Source organism: Alcanivorax xiamenensis, from assembly GCF_009846745.1.
Lineage (GTDB): Bacteria > Pseudomonadota > Gammaproteobacteria > Pseudomonadales > Alcanivoracaceae > Alloalcanivorax > Alloalcanivorax xiamenensis.
Map to the genome: position 1 here is coordinate 28,656 of NZ_AQPF01000005.1, position 17,779 is coordinate 46,434.

The 17,779-nt window shown below is 61.8% G+C and carries 15 protein-coding genes; 9 read left to right on the forward strand and 6 right to left on the reverse strand.

Annotation, left to right across the window (positions count from 1 at the left end):
- Nucleotides 1-11 precede the first annotated feature (11 nt).
- From A6D6_RS05265 to A6D6_RS05290, 6 genes are all read left to right on the forward strand, one after another.
- Nucleotides 12-1,394 carry an alanine/glycine:cation symporter family protein gene (locus A6D6_RS05265; protein ID WP_133490586.1) on the forward strand — a complete coding sequence of 461 codons (1,383 nt, stop codon included), beginning with the start codon at nt 12-14 and terminating at the stop codon, nt 1,392-1,394.
- Nucleotides 1,395-1,742: 348 nt separating this feature from the next.
- Nucleotides 1,743-2,618, forward strand: coding sequence for a GAF domain-containing protein (locus tag A6D6_RS05270; protein WP_159660145.1), 876 nt, complete (start codon nt 1,743-1,745; stop codon nt 2,616-2,618).
- 164 nt (nt 2,619-2,782) lie between these two features.
- A complete protein-coding gene (locus tag A6D6_RS05275; protein WP_133490584.1) occupies nt 2,783-3,550 on the forward strand; it encodes a GGDEF domain-containing protein in 768 nt (255 codons plus the stop codon).
- 187 nt (nt 3,551-3,737) lie between these two features.
- Complete coding sequence (locus A6D6_RS05280; RefSeq protein ID WP_159660146.1) at nt 3,738-4,907, forward strand: OmpA family protein; 1,170 nt, start codon at nt 3,738-3,740, stop codon at nt 4,905-4,907.
- A 598-nt stretch (nt 4,908-5,505) separates the two neighbouring features.
- Nucleotides 5,506-6,813 carry an acyl-CoA dehydrogenase family protein gene (locus tag A6D6_RS05285; protein ID WP_159660147.1) on the forward strand — a complete coding sequence of 436 codons (1,308 nt, stop codon included), beginning with the start codon at nt 5,506-5,508 and terminating at the stop codon, nt 6,811-6,813.
- Nucleotides 6,814-6,827: 14 nt separating this feature from the next.
- Entirely contained in the window at nt 6,828-8,033 is a 1,206-nt protein-coding gene (locus A6D6_RS05290) for an acyl-CoA dehydrogenase family protein (RefSeq protein ID WP_159660148.1), read from the forward strand.
- 161 nt (nt 8,034-8,194) lie between these two features.
- On the opposite strand, the gene A6D6_RS05295 is transcribed toward A6D6_RS05290, so the two are convergent.
- The gene (locus tag A6D6_RS05295) at nt 8,195-10,207 is read right to left on the reverse strand and encodes an NADPH-dependent 2,4-dienoyl-CoA reductase (protein WP_159660149.1); all 2,013 of its coding nucleotides are present in this window, start codon (nt 10,205-10,207) and stop codon (nt 8,195-8,197) included.
- Nucleotides 10,208-10,295: 88 nt separating this feature from the next.
- Between A6D6_RS05295 and A6D6_RS05300 the strand changes: the two genes are divergently transcribed.
- Nucleotides 10,296-10,910 (forward strand): TetR/AcrR family transcriptional regulator, encoded by a 615-nt coding sequence (locus A6D6_RS05300; RefSeq protein WP_159660150.1) that lies wholly within the window; start codon nt 10,296-10,298, stop codon nt 10,908-10,910.
- On the opposite strand, the gene A6D6_RS05305 is transcribed toward A6D6_RS05300, so the two are convergent.
- The 4 genes from A6D6_RS05305 to A6D6_RS05320 are packed head-to-tail and all read right to left on the reverse strand — an operon-like array spanning nt 10,903 to nt 13,506.
- Nucleotides 10,903-12,219: an ATP-binding protein gene (locus tag A6D6_RS05305; protein ID WP_133490578.1), complete on the reverse strand. Its 1,317-nt coding sequence runs from the start codon at nt 12,217-12,219 to the stop codon at nt 10,903-10,905. The genes A6D6_RS05300 and A6D6_RS05305 overlap by 8 nt on opposite strands.
- Nucleotides 12,216-12,884, reverse strand: coding sequence for a response regulator transcription factor (locus tag A6D6_RS05310; protein WP_133490577.1), 669 nt, complete (start codon nt 12,882-12,884; stop codon nt 12,216-12,218). The genes A6D6_RS05305 and A6D6_RS05310 overlap by 4 nt, the downstream gene beginning before the upstream one ends.
- Nucleotides 12,884-13,192 carry a PepSY domain-containing protein gene (locus A6D6_RS05315; RefSeq protein WP_166642999.1) on the reverse strand — a complete coding sequence of 103 codons (309 nt, stop codon included), beginning with the start codon at nt 13,190-13,192 and terminating at the stop codon, nt 12,884-12,886. The genes A6D6_RS05310 and A6D6_RS05315 overlap by 1 nt, the downstream gene beginning before the upstream one ends.
- On the reverse strand, nt 13,192-13,506 hold the full coding sequence (locus tag A6D6_RS05320; protein ID WP_133490576.1) for a PepSY domain-containing protein: 315 nt from the start codon (nt 13,504-13,506) through the stop codon (nt 13,192-13,194). Before A6D6_RS05320 ends, A6D6_RS05315 begins: the two co-directional genes overlap by 1 nt.
- Before the next feature lie 205 nt (nt 13,507-13,711).
- Here A6D6_RS05320 and A6D6_RS05325 point away from each other — a divergent pair, with 205 nt between their 5' ends.
- Nucleotides 13,712-14,572 carry an acyl-CoA thioesterase gene (locus A6D6_RS05325; protein WP_159660151.1) on the forward strand — a complete coding sequence of 287 codons (861 nt, stop codon included), beginning with the start codon at nt 13,712-13,714 and terminating at the stop codon, nt 14,570-14,572.
- A 168-nt stretch (nt 14,573-14,740) separates the two neighbouring features.
- Here the strand turns inward: A6D6_RS05325 and A6D6_RS05330 are convergent, their stop codons facing one another.
- A complete protein-coding gene (locus tag A6D6_RS05330) occupies nt 14,741-16,027 on the reverse strand; it encodes an acetyl-CoA C-acetyltransferase (RefSeq protein WP_133490574.1) in 1,287 nt (428 codons plus the stop codon).
- Between the two features lie 221 nt (nt 16,028-16,248).
- Between A6D6_RS05330 and A6D6_RS05335 the strand changes: the two genes are divergently transcribed.
- Nucleotides 16,249-17,667 carry a 3-oxoacyl-ACP reductase gene (locus tag A6D6_RS05335; protein WP_159660152.1) on the forward strand — a complete coding sequence of 473 codons (1,419 nt, stop codon included), beginning with the start codon at nt 16,249-16,251 and terminating at the stop codon, nt 17,665-17,667.
- The last annotated feature ends 112 nt before the right edge of the window (nt 17,668-17,779 follow it).

Below are 17,779 nucleotides of genomic sequence, written 5' to 3' on the forward strand. Positions count from 1 at the left end.
AGTGAAGCTTCATGGATGAACCACAATCACAACTCGAGCTGGTACTGGGAAAGATCGTAGGCTTTGTCTGGGGCCCGCCACTGGTCACGTTGCTGGTGAGCGGAGGCTTGTTCTTCCTGCTTTATTCCCGCCTGCTACCCTATCGTTACCTCGGCCATGGTCTGCGGCTGCTGTTCAAGCCACCGGACCGTGACGACCAGGGTTCACTATCCCATTTCCAGGCGCTGAGCACGGCGTTGTCCGGTACTCTGGGCATGGGCAATGTGGGTGGGGTGGCGGTCGCCATCGCCACTGGCGGTCCCGGTGCCATTTTCTGGATGTGGATGAGCGCCCTGCTCGGTATCGCCACCAAATTCTATACCTGCACTCTGGCGGTAATGTACCGGGGCAAGGACAGCGAAGGCGCCCTTCAGGGCGGGCCGATGTACATTATCCGCGAAGGCATGGGACGGCGCTGGCGTCCGCTGGCCTACTTTTTCGCCTTCGCCGGCCTGCTCGGCACCATGCCAATCTTCCAGGTCAATCAACTAGCCCAGGTGGTACGGGACGTAATCGCCACTCCCGCCGGCTGGACCACCGATGATAAACACTTTTTATTCGACCTCGGACTCGGGGCGGTGCTGGCGATCCTGGTGCTCGGAGTAGTGGCCGGTAAACTGCCGCGTCTGGCCCGGGTCACCGCCACCCTGGTGCCGGCCATGGTACTCAGCTATCTGAGCCTCACCGGTGTGGTGCTGATCAGCCACAGCGAGCAGATTCTGCCCACTCTGGAACTGATCGTCGTCGACGCCTTCACCGGGCAGGCGGTGGCCGGTGGCGCCATTGGCGCGATGATCATCACCGGCTTCCGGCGCGCCGCGTTCTCCAATGAGGCCGGCATCGGTACCGAAGCCATGGCCCATGGTGCCGCCCGTACCCGCGAGCCGGTCAGCGAGGGCCTGGTGGCCATGCTCGGCCCGGTCATCGACACCCTGGTGGTGTGCACCTGCACCGCCCTGGTGATTCTGATCAGCGGTGTCTGGACCAGCGGCGACAATGACGGCGTCTCGCTGACCGCCGCGGCCTTCGGCAGTCTGTTCGACGAGGCCGGATCGGTGGTCATGGCACTCACCGTGAGTGTATTGGCTTTCAGTACGGTACTGACATTCTGGTACTACGGCAGTAAATGCCTGGGATTCATGATCGGAGCCCGGCATCAGCATCATTACGTATGGTTTTACCTTTTTTTAATAGTACTCGGCGCCATTGCATCGCTGAATACGGTGATCAGTGTGGTGGACACCATGTATGCTCTCATGGCGATTCCCACCATGACCGCTTCTCTCGTGCTGGCACCCAAGGTGAACCAGGCGGCGCGGCGTTATTTCCGTAAGAACGCCGGGGAAAGCGGCTAACGTCGGTGCGCATCTCCGAATTGGTGGAAGTTGTGATACCGCCCGGCGCAGGAGGCGCTCGTTTTTGCCACTATCCGGTCCGGTTCCAGGAAAATACTCCCGGGAACGGCGATGTTTGCGGCATGAACGATGCCGAATTTAAAACGGGTGTTGTGGGGTAGGCGGATCCTTGGCTTCGAGAATGAACGCGACGCATTTTGGGGGACGCGGCTTCGAGTATCCGGCTGGCGGGGATAATATCGCCGCCACCAGGCCAGGCGTTTCGCGAAGACCAAAGGTGACGGTTGTCAGAAAATGGCTTCCGCCCCACAATATACAAAAAATATCACAAGCAAACGGTGTTTAAATATGTTGTGGGGGAAAACACACTCATTCCATCGGTTTGTTGACACTCAGCTACGGGATCTGCGCGAACGCTATGGCCTGTCCCTGTGGATGCTGATTCGTAAAACCGGTGACGACTGGCGCCTGCTGCGCAGCAACGGCAGCGGCTATGCCTTGACCATTGGCGAGCACTTCAGATGGCCGGAGGCCCGCGGCCGAACCGGTTCGTCAACCCACGCCGACGCAAGCGTTCTGTTGGACACCCAGGCTCATTCACCTCCTTACCCGTTGAATCGGCCGATGAAAGTGGGCGCCTGTCTGCGGCTACCGCTGTATGGCGACGAGAATCGCCTGCTGGCGGTGCTTTGCGCGTTGGATCCGGAACCGCAGCCCCATCTGACCGATCACATACTGCCCTCCCTGAAACGCCAGGCGTTCCTGCTGGAAACCGCCCTGTCGTGGAATCTTTCGCTGCTCAACCAGCAAAGAGTCAGCGACTTTCTCGACGATGACGGCCGTGATCCGGATACCGGTATTCTTGATGTTACCGGCTGGTCCCGGATGCTCGAGAAAGAACGCCAACGCTGCCGCAATTACGGCCTCGGCGCCACTATTTTGCGTCTGCGTGGCACCGGTCTGGAACGCCGCGACCGCCGCCAGCGACTGGCCGACTCCCTGGCCGCCCTGGTGCGCGAACAGGATATGGTGGCCTACCTCGGCCATGGCCAGTTCGCGGTGCTGCTGGCGGAAACCTCCATAATGCAAAGTCTGCGCATGCGCGCGCGCATTCTCGACGCACTTGCCGCCAAGGATCTGTCGGTGGTGTGCGAACCGGAAACCCTGCTTCTCGATTCCGGCGTTCTCCAACCCGAGGTGCTGCTGCACAGCGCGGTCCATTAGGGCGCCTTTGAAAAACCTCATGCCGGAGGTGTCCTGCATCTCCCTCTGCGAAGTAGCGCGCCATCCAGGGGGAGATGCCGGGTCAAGCCCGGGAACTTGCACCCGCCCCCACCTGCCCGGATACTCTCAGCTTCTAAGAATTAATCTTTTTTCTGGGGGATATCATGGCGTCGGTTCATAGTGATCATTCGGATTCGCCGACACCGATCAGAACCGGAGACCGCTTCTACGCCCTGCGCATGACCGCCCTGATCACTTTTTGCGGTCTGCTGCTATCGTCCCTTATCACCAGTATCGGTGTCTTGCTTACCGGCGAACGGGACTGGCTGTCCGCGATCTGCCTGGCGTTGCTGATTCCCCTGCTGTTGCTGCCGCCGCTCGGCTATCCGTTGTTGTTGCGTGTTTCCTCCCTGCGGCGGGAAAACCGCACCCTGCAGCAACAGGTACGCGAGGATCACCTCACCGGCTTGTTCAATCGCCCGCATTTATTGAGCATGCTGGAGCGGGAACTTTCCTTGAGTCAGCGCCACGATTATGTGGTTTCCGTTTTACTTTTGGATGTGGCCGATTTCACCGATCTGGCTGACCGTTACGGCCGGCGCGCCGCCGACCGGTTGCTGCGGGTGTTCGCTGACCGCATCCGCGACAAGATTCGCGAAAGTGACCTGTTCGGACGCATCGACGGCGCCCAGTTCCTTCTGGTACTGCCTCATACCAGCCAGCACGACGCCCTCCACATGGCGGAGGGCCTGCGTGCGCTGGTCACCAGCATACAGGTGCCGGGGATCGAGGAGGGCCTGCAGTTTGAAGTTCGCCTCGGTGTGGCCAGTACGGAGAACACCGGCCCCAGTCTCAATGCTCTACTGAATGAAGCCGATTACACGCTATATCAAAGCCGGAATGATCTCCGTCAACGCACCAGCCAAAACTAACCCTCATTACCTATACAAAACACAACCATTTAGTACCAATAATTCACAAAGTGACGCCTTTCATGTCGCTGTATGACATGTGTTTGTAAATTTTCTTATTAATAAGCGCCGCCCCATTTACTCCTAAAATATGCATGACAAACTGTTCCCGTGTTTGTTCTGCCTACACGATAAAAAGGAAGGAGTTATGGACGCTAAACGTTTTCTTGCCTCCAGCATTGCACTGGCCTCCGTCTCCGTGGCGAGCGTCGCCACGGCCGCGGATATCCCCGACCGGTATTTCTACCTCGGCGGTCACGTCAGCCAAAGCTGGATGGACATCGGCGATCACTATGAGGGTGACGGGTATATCGACGACAACGTTCCCGGTGTTACCACCGACACCGTGACCCTGCCGGGCGCGCAACTGGGTTACCGCTTCAACCGTGACTGGTCCATCCAGGCATGGTGGGAACGCAACAACTACAACAGCGTGGACCTGCGCAACAACTTCGTAAGCTTGCGTAAGCACTTCCGTGGTGACGCTTCCCCGTTCGAAACCTATGTCGGTTTGAACGCCGGTGAAACCCGTACTGAGTTCAACAGCGAAAGCAGCAACGACTTCAAAGAAGCCGTTGGTGGTGTTGAATTCGGCGTGCAAACCGCGTTGGCTCGCAACTTCCTGTTGGACGTAGGCGCACGCCCGACCTACAGCTTCCGCAGTGAGCGTTGGGACGGCCAGGTTTACGCCGGCCTGAACCTGCTGATCGGCGCTTCCAGCGCTGCCAAGCCGGCTCCGGTAACCGATGTGGCCACCGACAGCGACGGCGACGGTGTTCCGGATGATCGTGATCAATGCCCGAACACTCCGGCCGGCGCGGTAGTTGATGCCCGCGGTTGTGAGCTGGACGACGATGGCGACGGCGTACCGAACAGCGCTGACCAGTGCCCGAACACCCCGGCAGGCGCCAAAGTCGACGAGGTGGGCTGCCAGCTCTACCTGACCGAAGACATTAAAGAAACCCTGTACGTGGAGTTCGAGTTCGACAAGGCGGTTGTTCGTCAAACCTCCTACCCCGAGCTGGAAGGTCTGGCTACCCGCATGCGCGAGTACCCGTCCGCGAACCTGGTTCTGGAAGGTCACACCGACAGCACCGGTCCGGAAGGCTACAACCAGAAACTGTCCCAGCAGCGCGCCAATGCTGTGAAAGACGTACTGGTTGATCACTTCAACGTGGACACCAGCCGCATCTCCGTGGAAGGTTACGGCGAAGCCAAGCCGATTGCTGACAACAGCACTCGCGAAGGCCGCGCTCAGAACCGTCGCGTGGAAGCGATCATGAAAGCGACCGTGAAAGAAGCTCAGTTCCAGGACTAATCGGAACCGCTTCAAACAGAGAGTCTCTCGACTCCTGGAAAAGCCCGGCCCTCGCGCCGGGCTTTTTTATGGTTCATCGCGGTATGGAGGGAAATCGTATTGCCTTCCATCAGGGACAGCGGAGCCGTGTTACGCCTTTGCGGGAACGTCGTGAAGCAGGTCCCGCAAAGGCGTAACACGGCTCCGCTGTCCGGTAACCGAAAAGTGCGGATGTCCTTCTGGCCTTGGAGACATAAATTCGAAGGCAGCCACAACACCGCTGTGGGAAGCTTGCTTGCAAGCGAATCTGGAGGGACTGAAGCCCATTCGCTTGCAAGCAAGCTTCCCACAGCCGCTTCGTAGCCCCCTTCTGTGCCAGCGGTCGACGTTATTGGAGTCCAAACTCGGAGCGAAGCGGGTCTGTACGAAGGCCTCCGTACAGACCCGTGCCCCTGATGGAGTCCCCATCCCTCTACCCGGCAACCCCAAATCCATCACCGTCAAGACTGCCCGGTCACGATCATGACTGCGCTGCCGCCGCCTCTGGTCGAGGCAGTCAATTGCTGAAAGGCCGTCTGCCCCATAATCGGATCATTCGATAACGACCACGGGGATTCTCATGGCCAAAGATGCTATTGGCTACGCACTCACCGCCCTTAACCGTCTGGCGTCCTCCGAACTGCTGGACCGGTTGGGCATGCGCCATACCGCCGAGCGGTTGGCCTATCGCCTGACCAAGGGCGGTTTCCAGGTACTCACCACCTCCGCCCGCGCCTTCAAGTCCACTCGCAAAGCGGACCGGCCCGAGCGCCTGAGCGCGCCGGGCACCACCATCGACCTGTTCGATCTCAATATCACCGAAGAGCAGCAGATGATCCGCGACAGCGTGCGGGCCTTCGCCGGCGAAGTGCTGAGAGAACAGGCGGAGCAGGCCGACCATGACCAGGGCACCGCCGAGCAAGTGCTGAGCCAGGCACGGGAACTGGGACTGAATTTCTTCGCCGTCCCGGAAGCACTCGGCGGCGCCGCCAACGAGAGCACCACCGTCACCAGCATGCTGGTGGCCGAGGATCTGGGCTGGGGAGACATGGGTCAGGCGGTGGCGATTCTGGCGCCCATGGGCGTCGCCAATGCGCTGACCCGCTGGGGCACGGCCTCGCAGCAGGACAAGTACCTGGGCAGCTTCGCCGAGGAACAAGCGCCACTGGCCACCATCGCGGTAACGGAGCCCCGCCCGCTGTTCGATCCCATGCTGCTGGACACCCACGCCACCCGCGATGGCGACGACTGGGTCATCAGCGGGGAGAAATCCCTGGTTCCGCTGGCCGCGGAAGCCGAGCTGTTTCTGGTGGCGGCGGCCACCGATGAAGGACCGGCGGTGTTCATCGTCGAAGGCGGCAGCAAAGGCCTGACCGTGGGAGAGGACCCCGCCATGGGGATTCGCGCCAGCGCCCAGCGTCCTCTGCGCCTCGATGAAGTGAGGGTCCCGGAACAGAACCGTCTGGGCGACGAGGATTTTGACTATCGCGCCTTCGTCGACCTGGGCACTCTGGCCTGGTGCGCTCTGGCGATCGGCACCGCCCAGGCGGTGCTGGATTATGTGATTCCTTACTGTAACGAACGCACCGCTTTCGGTGAACCGATCAGCCACCGCCAGGCGGTGGCTTTCATGATCGCCGACATGGCCATTGAACTGGATGCCATGCGCATGCTCACCTACCGGGCGGCGTGCCGTGCCGAACAGGGCAAACCGTTCCGCCGCGAGGCGCACCTGGCCCGTACTCTGGTCAAGGACAAAGCCATGAAAATCGGCACCGATGGCGTTCAGCTGCTCGGCGGCCACGGCTTTACCAAGGAGTATCCGGTGGAGCGCTGGTACCGTGATTTGCGTGCCGTTGGCGTCGCCTTTGGCGGCTTGCACCTGTAAGGAGGGAAACCCACATGAATATCGAGATTCCGAAGAAGTTCAAACCGCTGATCAATAACGCCTACCAGGTGGCGCGCAGTACCCTCCGCCCGATTTCCCGCAAGTACGATCGCGGCGAACACGAGTACCCCAAGGAGCTGGATATGCTGGCCGCCGTTCTGGACGGCTTCAACGAAGGCGACCCGGCCAATTCCGCTGGTGCCGCCACCACCGGCAGCGGCAAGGTGGAGGACGGCGGCAGTGTGAAAAACGGCGCCAACATGGGTGTTTGCCTGGGCGCCATGGAGATGTGCTATGGCGATACCGGCTTTTTGCTCGCCATGCCCCGCCAGGGGCTCGGCAACGCCGCCATCGCCGCCGTCGCCAATGACGAACAGTTGGAGCGGTTCAAGGGCAAATGGGCCGCCATGGCGATCACCGAGCCGGGCTGCGGTTCCGATTCCGCCGCCATTCGCACCACGGCGAAAAAGGACGGCGATCACTACGTTCTCAACGGCGAGAAAATCTTTGTCACTTCCGGCCAGCGCGCCGACTGCGTGGTGGTTTGGGCGACCCTGGATCCACAGTTGGGCCGCGCCGCCATCAAGTCCTTCGTGGTGGACTGGGGCACACCGGGCATGGAACTGGCCCGCCTGGAGAAAAAGCTGGGCATCCGCGCCTCCGACACTGCCGCCATCAATTTCGTGGATTGCCGGGTGCCGGCGGAAAATCTACTTGGCAGCCCGGAGATCGATACCAAGAAAGGTTTCGCCGGGGTGATGGAGACCTTCGACAACACCCGCCCACTGGTGGCGGCCATGGCCATCGGCTGCGCCAAGGCGTCTCTGGAACGCATCAAGGAATTGCTCGAAAAACAAATCAGCTACGACCACGGCAAACCGGTGGATAACTGCTCCGCGGTGGAAGCGGAAATCTACAGAATGGAAGCGGATTGGGAAGCGGCATATTGGCTGGCGGTAAAGGCCGCCTGGATGGCGGACAATAAGAAGGCCAATACACTGGAGGCGTCGATCAGCAAAGCCAAGGCCGGCCGCGTCGGCAACTACATCACGCTGCGTTGCGTGGAACTGGCGGGCAGCCTGGGCTACACCGAGGATGAGCTGCTGGAAAAATGGGCCCGCGATTCTAAGATTCTCGATATCTTCGAGGGCACCCAGCAAATCCAGCAACTGGTGATCGCCCGACGGGTGCTGGGATTGAGTTCAAAAGAGCTGAAGTGACATGTGGCGGTCCGTGGACCACTGTTTCACTGGCACGCTTACACGCAACACGCCGGCACGCCAACACGCCCTTCGCGGCTAAAGCGGAGCGCTAGCGTGTTGCGTGTACGCAGGCTCTCCCTCAACGGTGGGACAGCCCGGGTCCACGGACCGCGACTTTTTTACAACGAGGCGGCCAGTTCGGCGCCCTGGCGGATGGCTCGCTTGGCATCCAGCTCCGCCGCCAGTTGCGCGCCGCCGATCAAGTGAAGATTCTCTTCACCTTCCCGGTACAGTTCCTTCAGCGGTTCCTGGCCGGCGCACAGCACCACATGGTCCACATCCAGTATCCGCGCTTCACCCTTCACTGTCAGATGCAGCCCCTGATCGTCCACCTTCTGATAATCACAACCCGGCAGCATTTCCACCTGACGCTGTTTCAGTGTGGCCCGATGCACCCAGCCCGAGGTCTTGTTCAGCCCCTTGCCCACGGTGCTGTCCTTGCGCTGCAACAGGTACAGGCGCCGTTGCGGCTTCGGAGGTTCCGCTTCCACCAGGCCACCGCGCGCGTCGGAGGTGAAATCCACGCCCCACTCTTCCATCCATTCCGGCAACGGCTGATGGCCTTCACGGGGGGCTTCGGCGAGGAATTCCGCCACATCGAAGCCGATACCACCGGCACCGATGATGGCGACTTTCTCTCCCACCTGAACCTTGCCCTGCAGGACGTCCACGTAGGATACCACCTTGGCATGATCGACCCCCGGGATTGACGGCGTACGCGGTACCACGCCCGTGGCCACGACGATTTCATCGAAGCCCTGCTGTTGCAGTTCCTCGGTGGTGACACGCCCGCCCAGACGCAGCTCCACGCCGGTCACCTCCAGACGCCGCTGAAAATAGCGCAGCGTATGGTAGAACTCTTCCTTGCCCGGGATTCGCTTGGCCATATTGAACTGGCCGCCGATGGCATCCGCCTGATCGAACAGCGTGACCCGGTGCCCCCGCTCCGCCGCCACCGTGGCGCAGGCCAGACCGGCGGGCCCGGCCCCCACCACCGCGATGCGCTTCGGGTTGGCGGTCTTCAGGTAGACCAGTTCGGTTTCATGGCAGGCGCGCGGGTTGACCAGACAGGACGCCCGTTTCAATTCGAAGGTGTGATCGAGACAGGCCTGATTACAGGCGATACAGGTGTTGATCTCATCCACCCGCCCCTGCTCGGTTTTGCGCACGAACTCCGGATCCGCCAGCATCGGCCGCGCCATCGAAACCGCATCGGCCCAGCCATTAGCCAGGATATTCTCGGCCACATCCGGGTCGTTGATACGGTTTGAGGCCACCACCGGGATCGACACCTGATCCTTGATCTGCTTGGTCACCTCCGCGAACGCGGCCCGGGGCACCGAGGTCACGATGGTCGGTACCCGCGCTTCATGCCAGCCGATACCGGTATTGATCAACGATGCGCCGGCACCTTCCACTTCCCGCGCCAGTGCCAGCACTTCTTCCCGGGTACAACCGTCCGGCACCAGATCGATGGCGGACAGTCGGTACATGACGATGAAGTCATCACCGCAGCGGCGCCGGGTCTCCGCCACGATTTCCACCGGGAAACGTCGGCGGTTTTCCGCCGAGCCGCCGTACTGGTCGGTGCGCTTGTTGGTGCGCGGCGCGGTGAACTGATTAATCAGATAACCTTCCGACCCCATGATCTCGACACCGTCGTAACCGGCCTGTTTGGCCAGCTCCGCGGTGCGGGCGAAGTCCTGCACGGTGCGGCGCACTTCGCGGGTGGACAGGGCCTTGGGTTTGAAGGGATTGATCGGGCTTTTGATCGCCGACGCGGAACCGGAGAGCGGGTGGTAGCTGTAGCGGCCAGCGTGCAATACCTGCAGCACGATCTTGCCGCCCTCGCGATGCACCGCGTCGGTGACCAGGCGATGATTGCGCACATCCAGACGGCTGTTGAAGGTACCCGCCAGTGGATAGAACCAGCCACGCCGGTTGGGATTGAAACCGCCGGTGACGATCAGACCGACACCGCCACGGGCGCGTTCGGCGAAATACGCCGCCAGCTTTGGAAACTGCCAGAAACGGTCCTCGAGTCCGGTGTGCATGGACCCCATGATGACCCGGTTTTTCAGTTGTGTGTGCCCCAGGTCCAGGGGCGAAAGCAGTCGCGAGTAATCGCTCATCAGGGCTCTCCAAATTGGCGGCGGCTTGATCTGGACGCCGTCAAGTTAGGATACTGTCTTGACACTGTCAAGATACCCGGGAGTCCCCATGAGCCAAACCGCCCGCTACCACCACGGCGACCTGCATGCCACGCTGCTGCGCGAAGCCGCCGTGCTACTGCGTGAACAGGGCATCGAGGGGCTGTCACTGAGGCGTCTGGCGGAACGGGCCGGGGTCTCGCGCACCGCGCCCTATCATCATTTCGAGGATAAGAACGCGCTGCTGTGCGCGCTGGCGGAACAGGGCTTCCGCAAGCTGGAAGCGCTGATGGAGGAAGAGGATCTGGAAACGGAACCGGTAGGCGGCCTGCGCCGCTTCGTGCACGCCTATTTGCGCTTCGCCAGCGAGGACCCGGAGCAATACGAATTAATGTTCGGCCGTACTCTGTGGAAGACCGGACGCCCCACCGAATCGCTGACCCGGGTGGCCCATGGCTGTTTTCGCCGCTATATCGATCTGATGTACCGGCCGCCGCTGGCCACCCGCCTGCCGCCGGGCATGGATCCGCTGCGCCTGGCCCAGGCCAGTTGGGCCACCCTGCACGGTCTGAGCCGGTTGCTGCTGGACGGCATCTATCTGAACCAGGATGACATGGAAGCGGTGAGCGACCAGGCGGTGGATCTGATGATCGCCGGCCTGCGCCTCGACGAGGACGCTACCTGAGCGGCCAGCACACACGGGCGATCAGACCGCCAAGCGCCGCGCTGTGCCCCAGAGTCAGTTCTCCACCATAGGCCTCGGCGGTGTCGCTGACGATGGCCAGCCCGAGACCGTGACCGGCCACGCGCTGATCGAGACGCTCGCCTCTACGAATCACCTGATCACGGCGCCCCGGTTCAATGCCGGGGCCGTCGTCCTCGACACTCAGCCACAGTGCGTCCGGCTCCCGCCACAAGCGTACCAACACCCGCCCTCGGGCCCACTTGCAGGCGTTGTCCATCAGGTTGCCCAGCACTTCCAGCATGTCATCCCGCTCCACCGGCTGCGGTGGTAGCTCGGTGCCGATCAGTTCGATGCGGCAACGATCGCCGTAAACCTGGATCATGGTATCCCGCAGCGCCACCAGGTCCTGATCCGGGTGAAACAGAGTGCCGGGGGTGGCGCCGGCGGCCACCCTGGCCCGGTTCAGCGCCCGGCGCACGGTGTCCTCCACCTGGGCCAGTTGCTCGTCCAGCAAGCGGTACAGATCCGGATGGTCACGCAGCAGGTTGGCGTCGCAGCGGTTACGCAGCACCGCCAGAGGCGTTTTCAATGCGTGTCCGAGATCACCAATGGCGTGCCGGGAACGGCGCAACTGCTGGTCGGTGTGGCCCAACAGTCGGTTCACCTCCTGCACCAGCGGCCGTAATTCGGTGGGTACGTCGCAATCCAGCTCGGTGCGTTCCCCGTCGCCTAACTGCTCGATCTGGCGGCGGGCCTCATTGAGGGGCCGCAGTCCCCGGCGGATCAACCAAAGCTGCGCCGCCGCCAAGCCGGACAGGATCAATACCCATGCCAGCAGGCTCACCGAGCGGGTATTGCGGAAATTTTCAAGCTGCGGGGTGTAATCCTGGGCCACCACGATGGCCAGTTTGCGGCCATGAATCTCGTAGTCGCCGCGATAGCGCAGCAACTGCTGACCATCCGGACCCGGCACCAGTTCGTTGTCGAGGCCGAGACTTTCAGTGTCCGCCATGCGCTGATCCCACAGCGACCGCGAACGCCAGATGTGGTCATCAAAAGACACGGTGAAATAGCGGCCGGAAAACGGCTGGCGATAGGCCGGGTCCAACATCGGCTGCTCCAACTGCAGCCCGGAAGGCCCTTGGGAAATCGCGGCCAGCACACTGACCGCTTCATCGCGCAAACTGGCGGTCATCACTTGCCGTTGGCGTTGGTCCAGCCACCATAGCGCGCCCTGCCCCACCAGAATGCCGGCCAGCAACAGGCTAACGAACAAACTGACGCCGAGGCGGCCGGCAATGGAGGTCACCGGTGCAATCCCGTGAACACATACCCCTGCCCGCGCCGGGTCTGGATCACCGGAGCTCCCAGCTTGCGCCGGACCCGGTTGATATGAACCTCCAGCACGTTGCTGTCCCGTTCGCTCTCGCCGTCATAGAGATGGTCGGCCAATTGCATCCGCGACAGCAGTTTGCCGGCGTTCAGCATGAAATAACGCAGCAGCCGGAATTCCGCACCGGTCAGTGCTATTTCCCTGCCCTCCAGCACGGCGCTTTGCCGCTCCTCGTCCAGTTCCACGCCACCCACGTTCAGGCAGGTCTGGTTGGCGTTGCCATGACTGCGGCGCAGCACCGCCTGCACTCGCAGCAGCAGCTCCTCGGGATGAAACGGCTTGGTCAGATAATCATCGGCGCCGGCGCGCAGACCGTCCACCCGCTCCGCCCAGCTGTCGCGTGCGGTGAGGATCAGCACCGGCACCGTGACGCCTTCCTGGCGCCATTGTTTCAACACGTCCAGGCCGCCCAGGCCGGGCAGTCCCAGATCCAGAATCACCAGGTCATAAGGGTCATCGTGCACGCGCACCAGCGCATCGCGGCCATCCGCCAGCCAATCCACCGCGTAACCGTGATCACGCAATAACGGGTTGAGCTGGTCGGCCAGGGCCACGTTGTCTTCCACCAAAAGCAGGCGCATCAGTCGTCCACGTCATCCTTGAGAATGTTGCCGGTACGGGCGTCGAGTTCCAGTTCGCGTACCACACCATCCGGGGTCAGCAACTCGATCTCGTAAATCAGGTGGCCATCCTCGCGCTCCAGTTCCGCCTCCAGCAATTGTCCGCCGGGGTACTGGCGCAACGCTTCGGCCAGAATCCGTTCAAACGGCTGGATGCGGCCCTCTTGCCTCAGGCGCAAGGCTTCATCGTGCCCCACATCCAACGCCGGCACCGAACCGCTCAAGACCAGCAGGGCGGCGGTTGCCGCCCCGCGGAGGGGTAAAGACATCAGTCGTCCCGTTCGTTACGAATCACTTCACCGTTGGCGGCGTTCAGTTCAACGTCCCACTGTACGTTGTCCTGATCACGCAGCTCCACTTTGTAGACATAGCCGCCAAACTCTTTTTCCAGCTCGGTTTCCTCGATCTTGGCGTTGGGATGCTGGGCCTGGGCGGCTTTGTTCAGTTCCTCGAAGGACTTCACTTTGCCTTCCTGAACCAGTTTCATCGCCTGGTCGGGGCCCACGTCGTCGGCATGGGCGCCGGCGGTCAGAGTGGCGGTACCGAGAAACAGGGCGGTCAGAATCGCTTTCTTGGCTTGCATGGGTTATCTCCTTTGAGTCACTTCCGTTGGGGTACGGGAATCACTTTATTCACCACCGCTTAACCTTCCCTGAATGGAATCTTAACCCTTTATTAACACCGTCAACCCCCTTTACCCTCTTGCAATATCCGCCGCATCCGGTCACTTTGAGCCTTTTCCGGCAGCCATGCCGCTGTCCAGACCGTCAAAGAACAAGAGCGATTCCATGCATACCGATCTTTCCGATTTGCTGCAACTGCTTGACCTCACCGAACTGGAACCCGATCTCTATCAAGGCGAAGGCCGCAACATTGTTGGCCCCCGTATCTTCGGCGGCCAGGTGCTCGGTCAGGCATTGCGCGCGGCCTGCCACAGCGTACCCGGCCGCACCGCCCATTCCTTGCAGAGTTATTTTCTACGCCCCGGAGACGCCCGGGAAGCGATTATCTATCGGGTGGAACGGGTGCGCGACGGTCAGACATTTTCCACCCGCCGGGTGATCGCGGAGCAACGCGGCCGCCCGATCTTTGATCTGTCCGCGTCTTTCACCCTGCCGGCGGAAGGCCCCGCGCACCAATGCGATGCCCCGGTTCCCGAGGGCCCGGACGGTCTGCTCACCGAGCAGGAACTGAACCGGCAGTATCTGGAGCATGAGGATATCTCGGAGAATTTCCGCAACGCCATGCTGAGAAGAAAGCCGCTGGAGATGCGGCCGGTGGTGAAACGCCACCCTTTGCGCCCGGAGCCGGCACCGCCGTTGCGCCAGGTATGGATGCGCGCGCCGGAAACCGTGCCGGAGGACCCGATACTGCACCAGTGCATTCTCGCCTATGTCAGTGATCACAGCTTGATGGGCACGGCGATGCTGCCCCATGGCCTGAGTTTCCTCACTCGCGACCATCAGATGGCGAGCCTGGACCACGCCTTGTGGTTCCACCGTCCGGTGAATATCAATGACTGGCTGTTCTACCAGAGCGACAGTCCCATCGCCACCGATGGCCGCGGCTTCAATCGCGGTCAGATTTTCAATCAGCGGGGGGAGCTGGTGGCCTCGGTGGCCCAGGAAGGGTTGATGCGGAAGATGTGACAAACACGCAACACGCAACACGCAACACGCAACACGCAACACGCAACATAAGGCGTTACCAAGGCGAGTCAGGTCAAGGCCCAACCCGATAAAAATAGCGCGGTCAACAGACCGCGCCATCCTTCTTCCTAGCGTGCCAGCGTGTTGCGTGCCGACGTGCCAGCATTCTTACTTCTCGACGATCGCCACCACGCCCTGCCCACCGGCGGCGCAAATGGAAATCAGGCAGCGGCCAGAGCCTTTCTGGTTCAACAGCTTGGCGGCATTGGCCAGAATCCGTCCGCCGGTGGCGGCGAACGGGTGGCCGGCGGCCAGTGAAGAGCCTTTCACGTTAAGCTTGTTGCGATCGATGCTGCCCAGCGGCTTGTCCAATCCCAGCCGCTCCTTGCAGAAGGTTTCGTCTTCCCAGGCTTTCAGAGTGCTCAGCACCTGGGAGGCGAACGCCTCGTGGATTTCATAGAAATCGAAATCCTGCAGGGTCAGGCCGGCACGGGCCAGCATGCGCGGTACCGCGTAAGCCGGCGCCAGCAGCAGCCCTTCTTTCTTGCCGACGAAATCCACCGCCGCCACTTCGCAGTGGGTGATGTACGCCTGCACCGGCAGACCGCGCTCCTCGGCCCACTGCTCGGAAGCCAGCAACACCGCGGAGGCTCCGTCGGTCAAGGGTGTGGAGTTGGCGGCGGTCATGGTGCCTTCCGGCCCGCCGAACACCGGCTTCAAGGTGGCCAGTTTTTCCAGGGTGGAATCGCCACGCATGTTATTGTCGCGCTCCAGGCCCTGGAACGGCGTGATCAGGTCTTCCTGCCAGCCTTCCTCATAGGATTTGGCCAGATTCTGGTGGGAGCGCCAGGCCAGCTCATCCTGATCCTCGCGGCTGATGCCCCATTCGGCGGCGGTGATCGCCTGGTGCTCGCCCATGGACAGGCCGGTGCGCGGCTCGGCGTTACGGGGGATGTCCGGCACGATCATCTTCGGGTTGAGCAGTTTCAGCGCCGCTTTGATTTTCTCGCCGTTGGTCTTCGCCTTGTTGATGTTCATGAACACCTTGCGGGCGTCCTCGTTCACACCCAGCGGTGCGTCGGAGGTGGTGTCCACGCCGCCGGCGATGGCGCTGTCGATTTGCCCCAGCGCGATCTTATTGGCCGCCAGGATGGCCGCTTCCAGACCGGTGCCGCAGGCCTGCTGCAGGTCATAGGCCGGGGTCTCGGGCGCCAGACGGGAGCCCAGCACGGACTCGCGCACCAGATTGAAATCCCGGGAGTGCTTCATCACCGCGCCGGCGGCCACTTCACCGACCCGCTCGCCTTGCAGCTTGAAGCGATCGACCAGGCCGTTGAGGGCGGCGGTGAGCATGTCCTGGTTGCTTGCGCCGAAATACACCGTATTGGAACGGGCAAAGGGAATCCGGTTGCCCCCCACCACGGCTACCTTGCGAACCGCGTCGCCTGCCAGCATAGTCAAATCCTCCACAATGGCGTTTCCGCCAAGATTAACAGATGAGCGCAGTCTATCGTTCCGTTGACGCGCCTCATTGGCTACGGCGCCCCTGGCGCTTCCCAGGCGGGTCAATCCGCGTGTCACGGACGGGTGATTCAATACGCAGCCAACAGTGACCCGCAAGCGTGTTCCGCTCCAAGGGTCGACATTCCGCATATCGCACGGCGAAGGACAGGATCATGAACGATACCTATCAGACGATTGCCAACTCTTCCGTGGGCAAGGCCCTTTTCAACGCCATCAATCTGCCGATCCCGGTGATCCTGGAGCGCTGGCGGCCCGGCCAGGCGTCGTTCATCGATGGCCGCGTGCTGGTGGGTGCCGCCGAGGGCGGCAGCGCCATGGAGACCATTCTGACCACCCTGAAAACCGCTCCCGGCGCGCAACTGGCGGTACTGGCCAATAACGGCAACGCTAGCGAGCTGCAAAAGCAGGCGGCCGCCGCCGGTGTCAACGCCGACAATTACACCGCCACCCGTGAAGACGACGCCCGCTTCAAGGGGCTGGTGTTCGACGCCACCGGTATCGAGAACCCGGATCAACTGAAAGCACTGTGGGCCTTTTTCCACCCGGTGATCAAGAAACTGGATAAATGCGCCCGCGTGCTGGTGATCGGCCGCACCCCGGAAACCCTGAGTGGTGCCGCCCGGGTCGCCCAACGGGGCCTGGAAGGCTTTACCCGTTCGGTCGGCAAGGAAATCAAACGCGGCGCCACCGTTCAGTTGGTCTACGCCGAAGCCGGGGCCGAGAGCCAGCTCGCCGCGCCGCTGCAATTCTTCCTGTCGCCGAAATCCGCCTATGTTTCCGGTCAGGTGGTACGCGCCCGCCAGGCCGGCTTCGATGCCGGGGGTTTTGACTGGCAGCGCCCGCTGGCCGGCAAGAAAGCACTGGTCACCGGCGGCTCCCGTGGCATCGGCGCCGCCATCGCCCGGGTCCTGGCCCGCGACGGCGCCGAGGTGATCGTGCTGGACATTCCGCCGATGGCGGAGGACCTCAACAAAGTGGCCGGCGAAATCGGCGGCCACACCCTGGAACTGGACATCACCAGCGACGAAGCGCCGGGGGTGATAGCCCGGACCGCCAAGGAGCACGGCGGGCTGGATATCCTGGTGCACAATGCCGGGGTCACCCGCGACAAGATGCTCGGCAATATGCCGGAAAACCTCTGGGACATGGTGTTGAACATCAACATCGCCAGCCAGTTGCGCATCAATGAGCAATTACTGGCGGACGGCGCCATGGGCGAAGGCGGCCGCATCGTCTCCATCAGTTCCATCGCCGGTATCGCCGGCAACACCGGCCAGACCAACTATGGCTGCTCCAAAGCAGCGGTGATCGGCATGGTGGACGCCTATCGCGAGGACTACGCGGACCAGGGCATCACCATCAACGCGGTGGCTCCGGGCTTCATCGAAACGCAGATGACCGCGGCGATCCCCTTCACCATCCGCGAGGCCGGACGGCGCATGAACGCCATGAATCAGGGCGGCCAGCCGGTGGACGTGGCGGAAACCATCGCCTTCTTCGCCAGCCCCGCCGCTCAGGGCCTGACGGGCAACGTGGTCCGGGTATGCGGGCAGATGATGCTCGGCGCCTGATCCAATACCGGACCGGGGGGCTTCCCCGGTCCGGTGTCCCCATCGGGGCACGGATCTGTACGGAGGCCTTTCGGAACCCGGTAACCACTGCCGTGCCACCAATTTTGGTGGT

What these genes read in the sequence shown, in the direction of transcription:
- A6D6_RS05315 (WP_166642999.1), bottom strand. Translation starts at nt 13,192, where the DNA reads ATGTCTTTACCCCTCCGCGGGGCGGCAACCGCCGCCCTGCTGGTCTTG.
- A6D6_RS05320 (WP_133490576.1), bottom strand. Translation starts at nt 13,506, where the DNA reads ATGCAAGCCAAGAAAGCGATTCTGACCGCCCTGTTTCTCGGTACCGCC.
- A6D6_RS05300 (WP_159660150.1), top strand. Translation starts at nt 10,296, where the DNA reads ATGAGCCAAACCGCCCGCTACCACCACGGCGACCTGCATGCCACGCTG.
- A6D6_RS05325 (WP_159660151.1), top strand. Translation starts at nt 13,712, where the DNA reads ATGCATACCGATCTTTCCGATTTGCTGCAACTGCTTGACCTCACCGAA.
- A6D6_RS05285 (WP_159660147.1), top strand. Translation starts at nt 5,506, where the DNA reads ATGGCCAAAGATGCTATTGGCTACGCACTCACCGCCCTTAACCGTCTG.
- A6D6_RS05290 (WP_159660148.1), top strand. Translation starts at nt 6,828, where the DNA reads ATGAATATCGAGATTCCGAAGAAGTTCAAACCGCTGATCAATAACGCC.
- A6D6_RS05335 (WP_159660152.1), top strand. Translation starts at nt 16,249, where the DNA reads ATGAACGATACCTATCAGACGATTGCCAACTCTTCCGTGGGCAAGGCC.
- A6D6_RS05275 (WP_133490584.1), top strand. Translation starts at nt 2,783, where the DNA reads ATGGCGTCGGTTCATAGTGATCATTCGGATTCGCCGACACCGATCAGA.
- A6D6_RS05265 (WP_133490586.1), top strand. Translation starts at nt 12, where the DNA reads ATGGATGAACCACAATCACAACTCGAGCTGGTACTGGGAAAGATCGTA.
- A6D6_RS05310 (WP_133490577.1), bottom strand. Translation starts at nt 12,884, where the DNA reads ATGCGCCTGCTTTTGGTGGAAGACAACGTGGCCCTGGCCGACCAGCTC.
- A6D6_RS05270 (WP_159660145.1), top strand. Translation starts at nt 1,743, where the DNA reads ATGTTGTGGGGGAAAACACACTCATTCCATCGGTTTGTTGACACTCAG.
- A6D6_RS05330 (WP_133490574.1), bottom strand. Translation starts at nt 16,027, where the DNA reads ATGCTGGCAGGCGACGCGGTTCGCAAGGTAGCCGTGGTGGGGGGCAAC.
- A6D6_RS05295 (WP_159660149.1), bottom strand. Translation starts at nt 10,207, where the DNA reads ATGAGCGATTACTCGCGACTGCTTTCGCCCCTGGACCTGGGGCACACA.
- A6D6_RS05280 (WP_159660146.1), top strand. Translation starts at nt 3,738, where the DNA reads ATGGACGCTAAACGTTTTCTTGCCTCCAGCATTGCACTGGCCTCCGTC.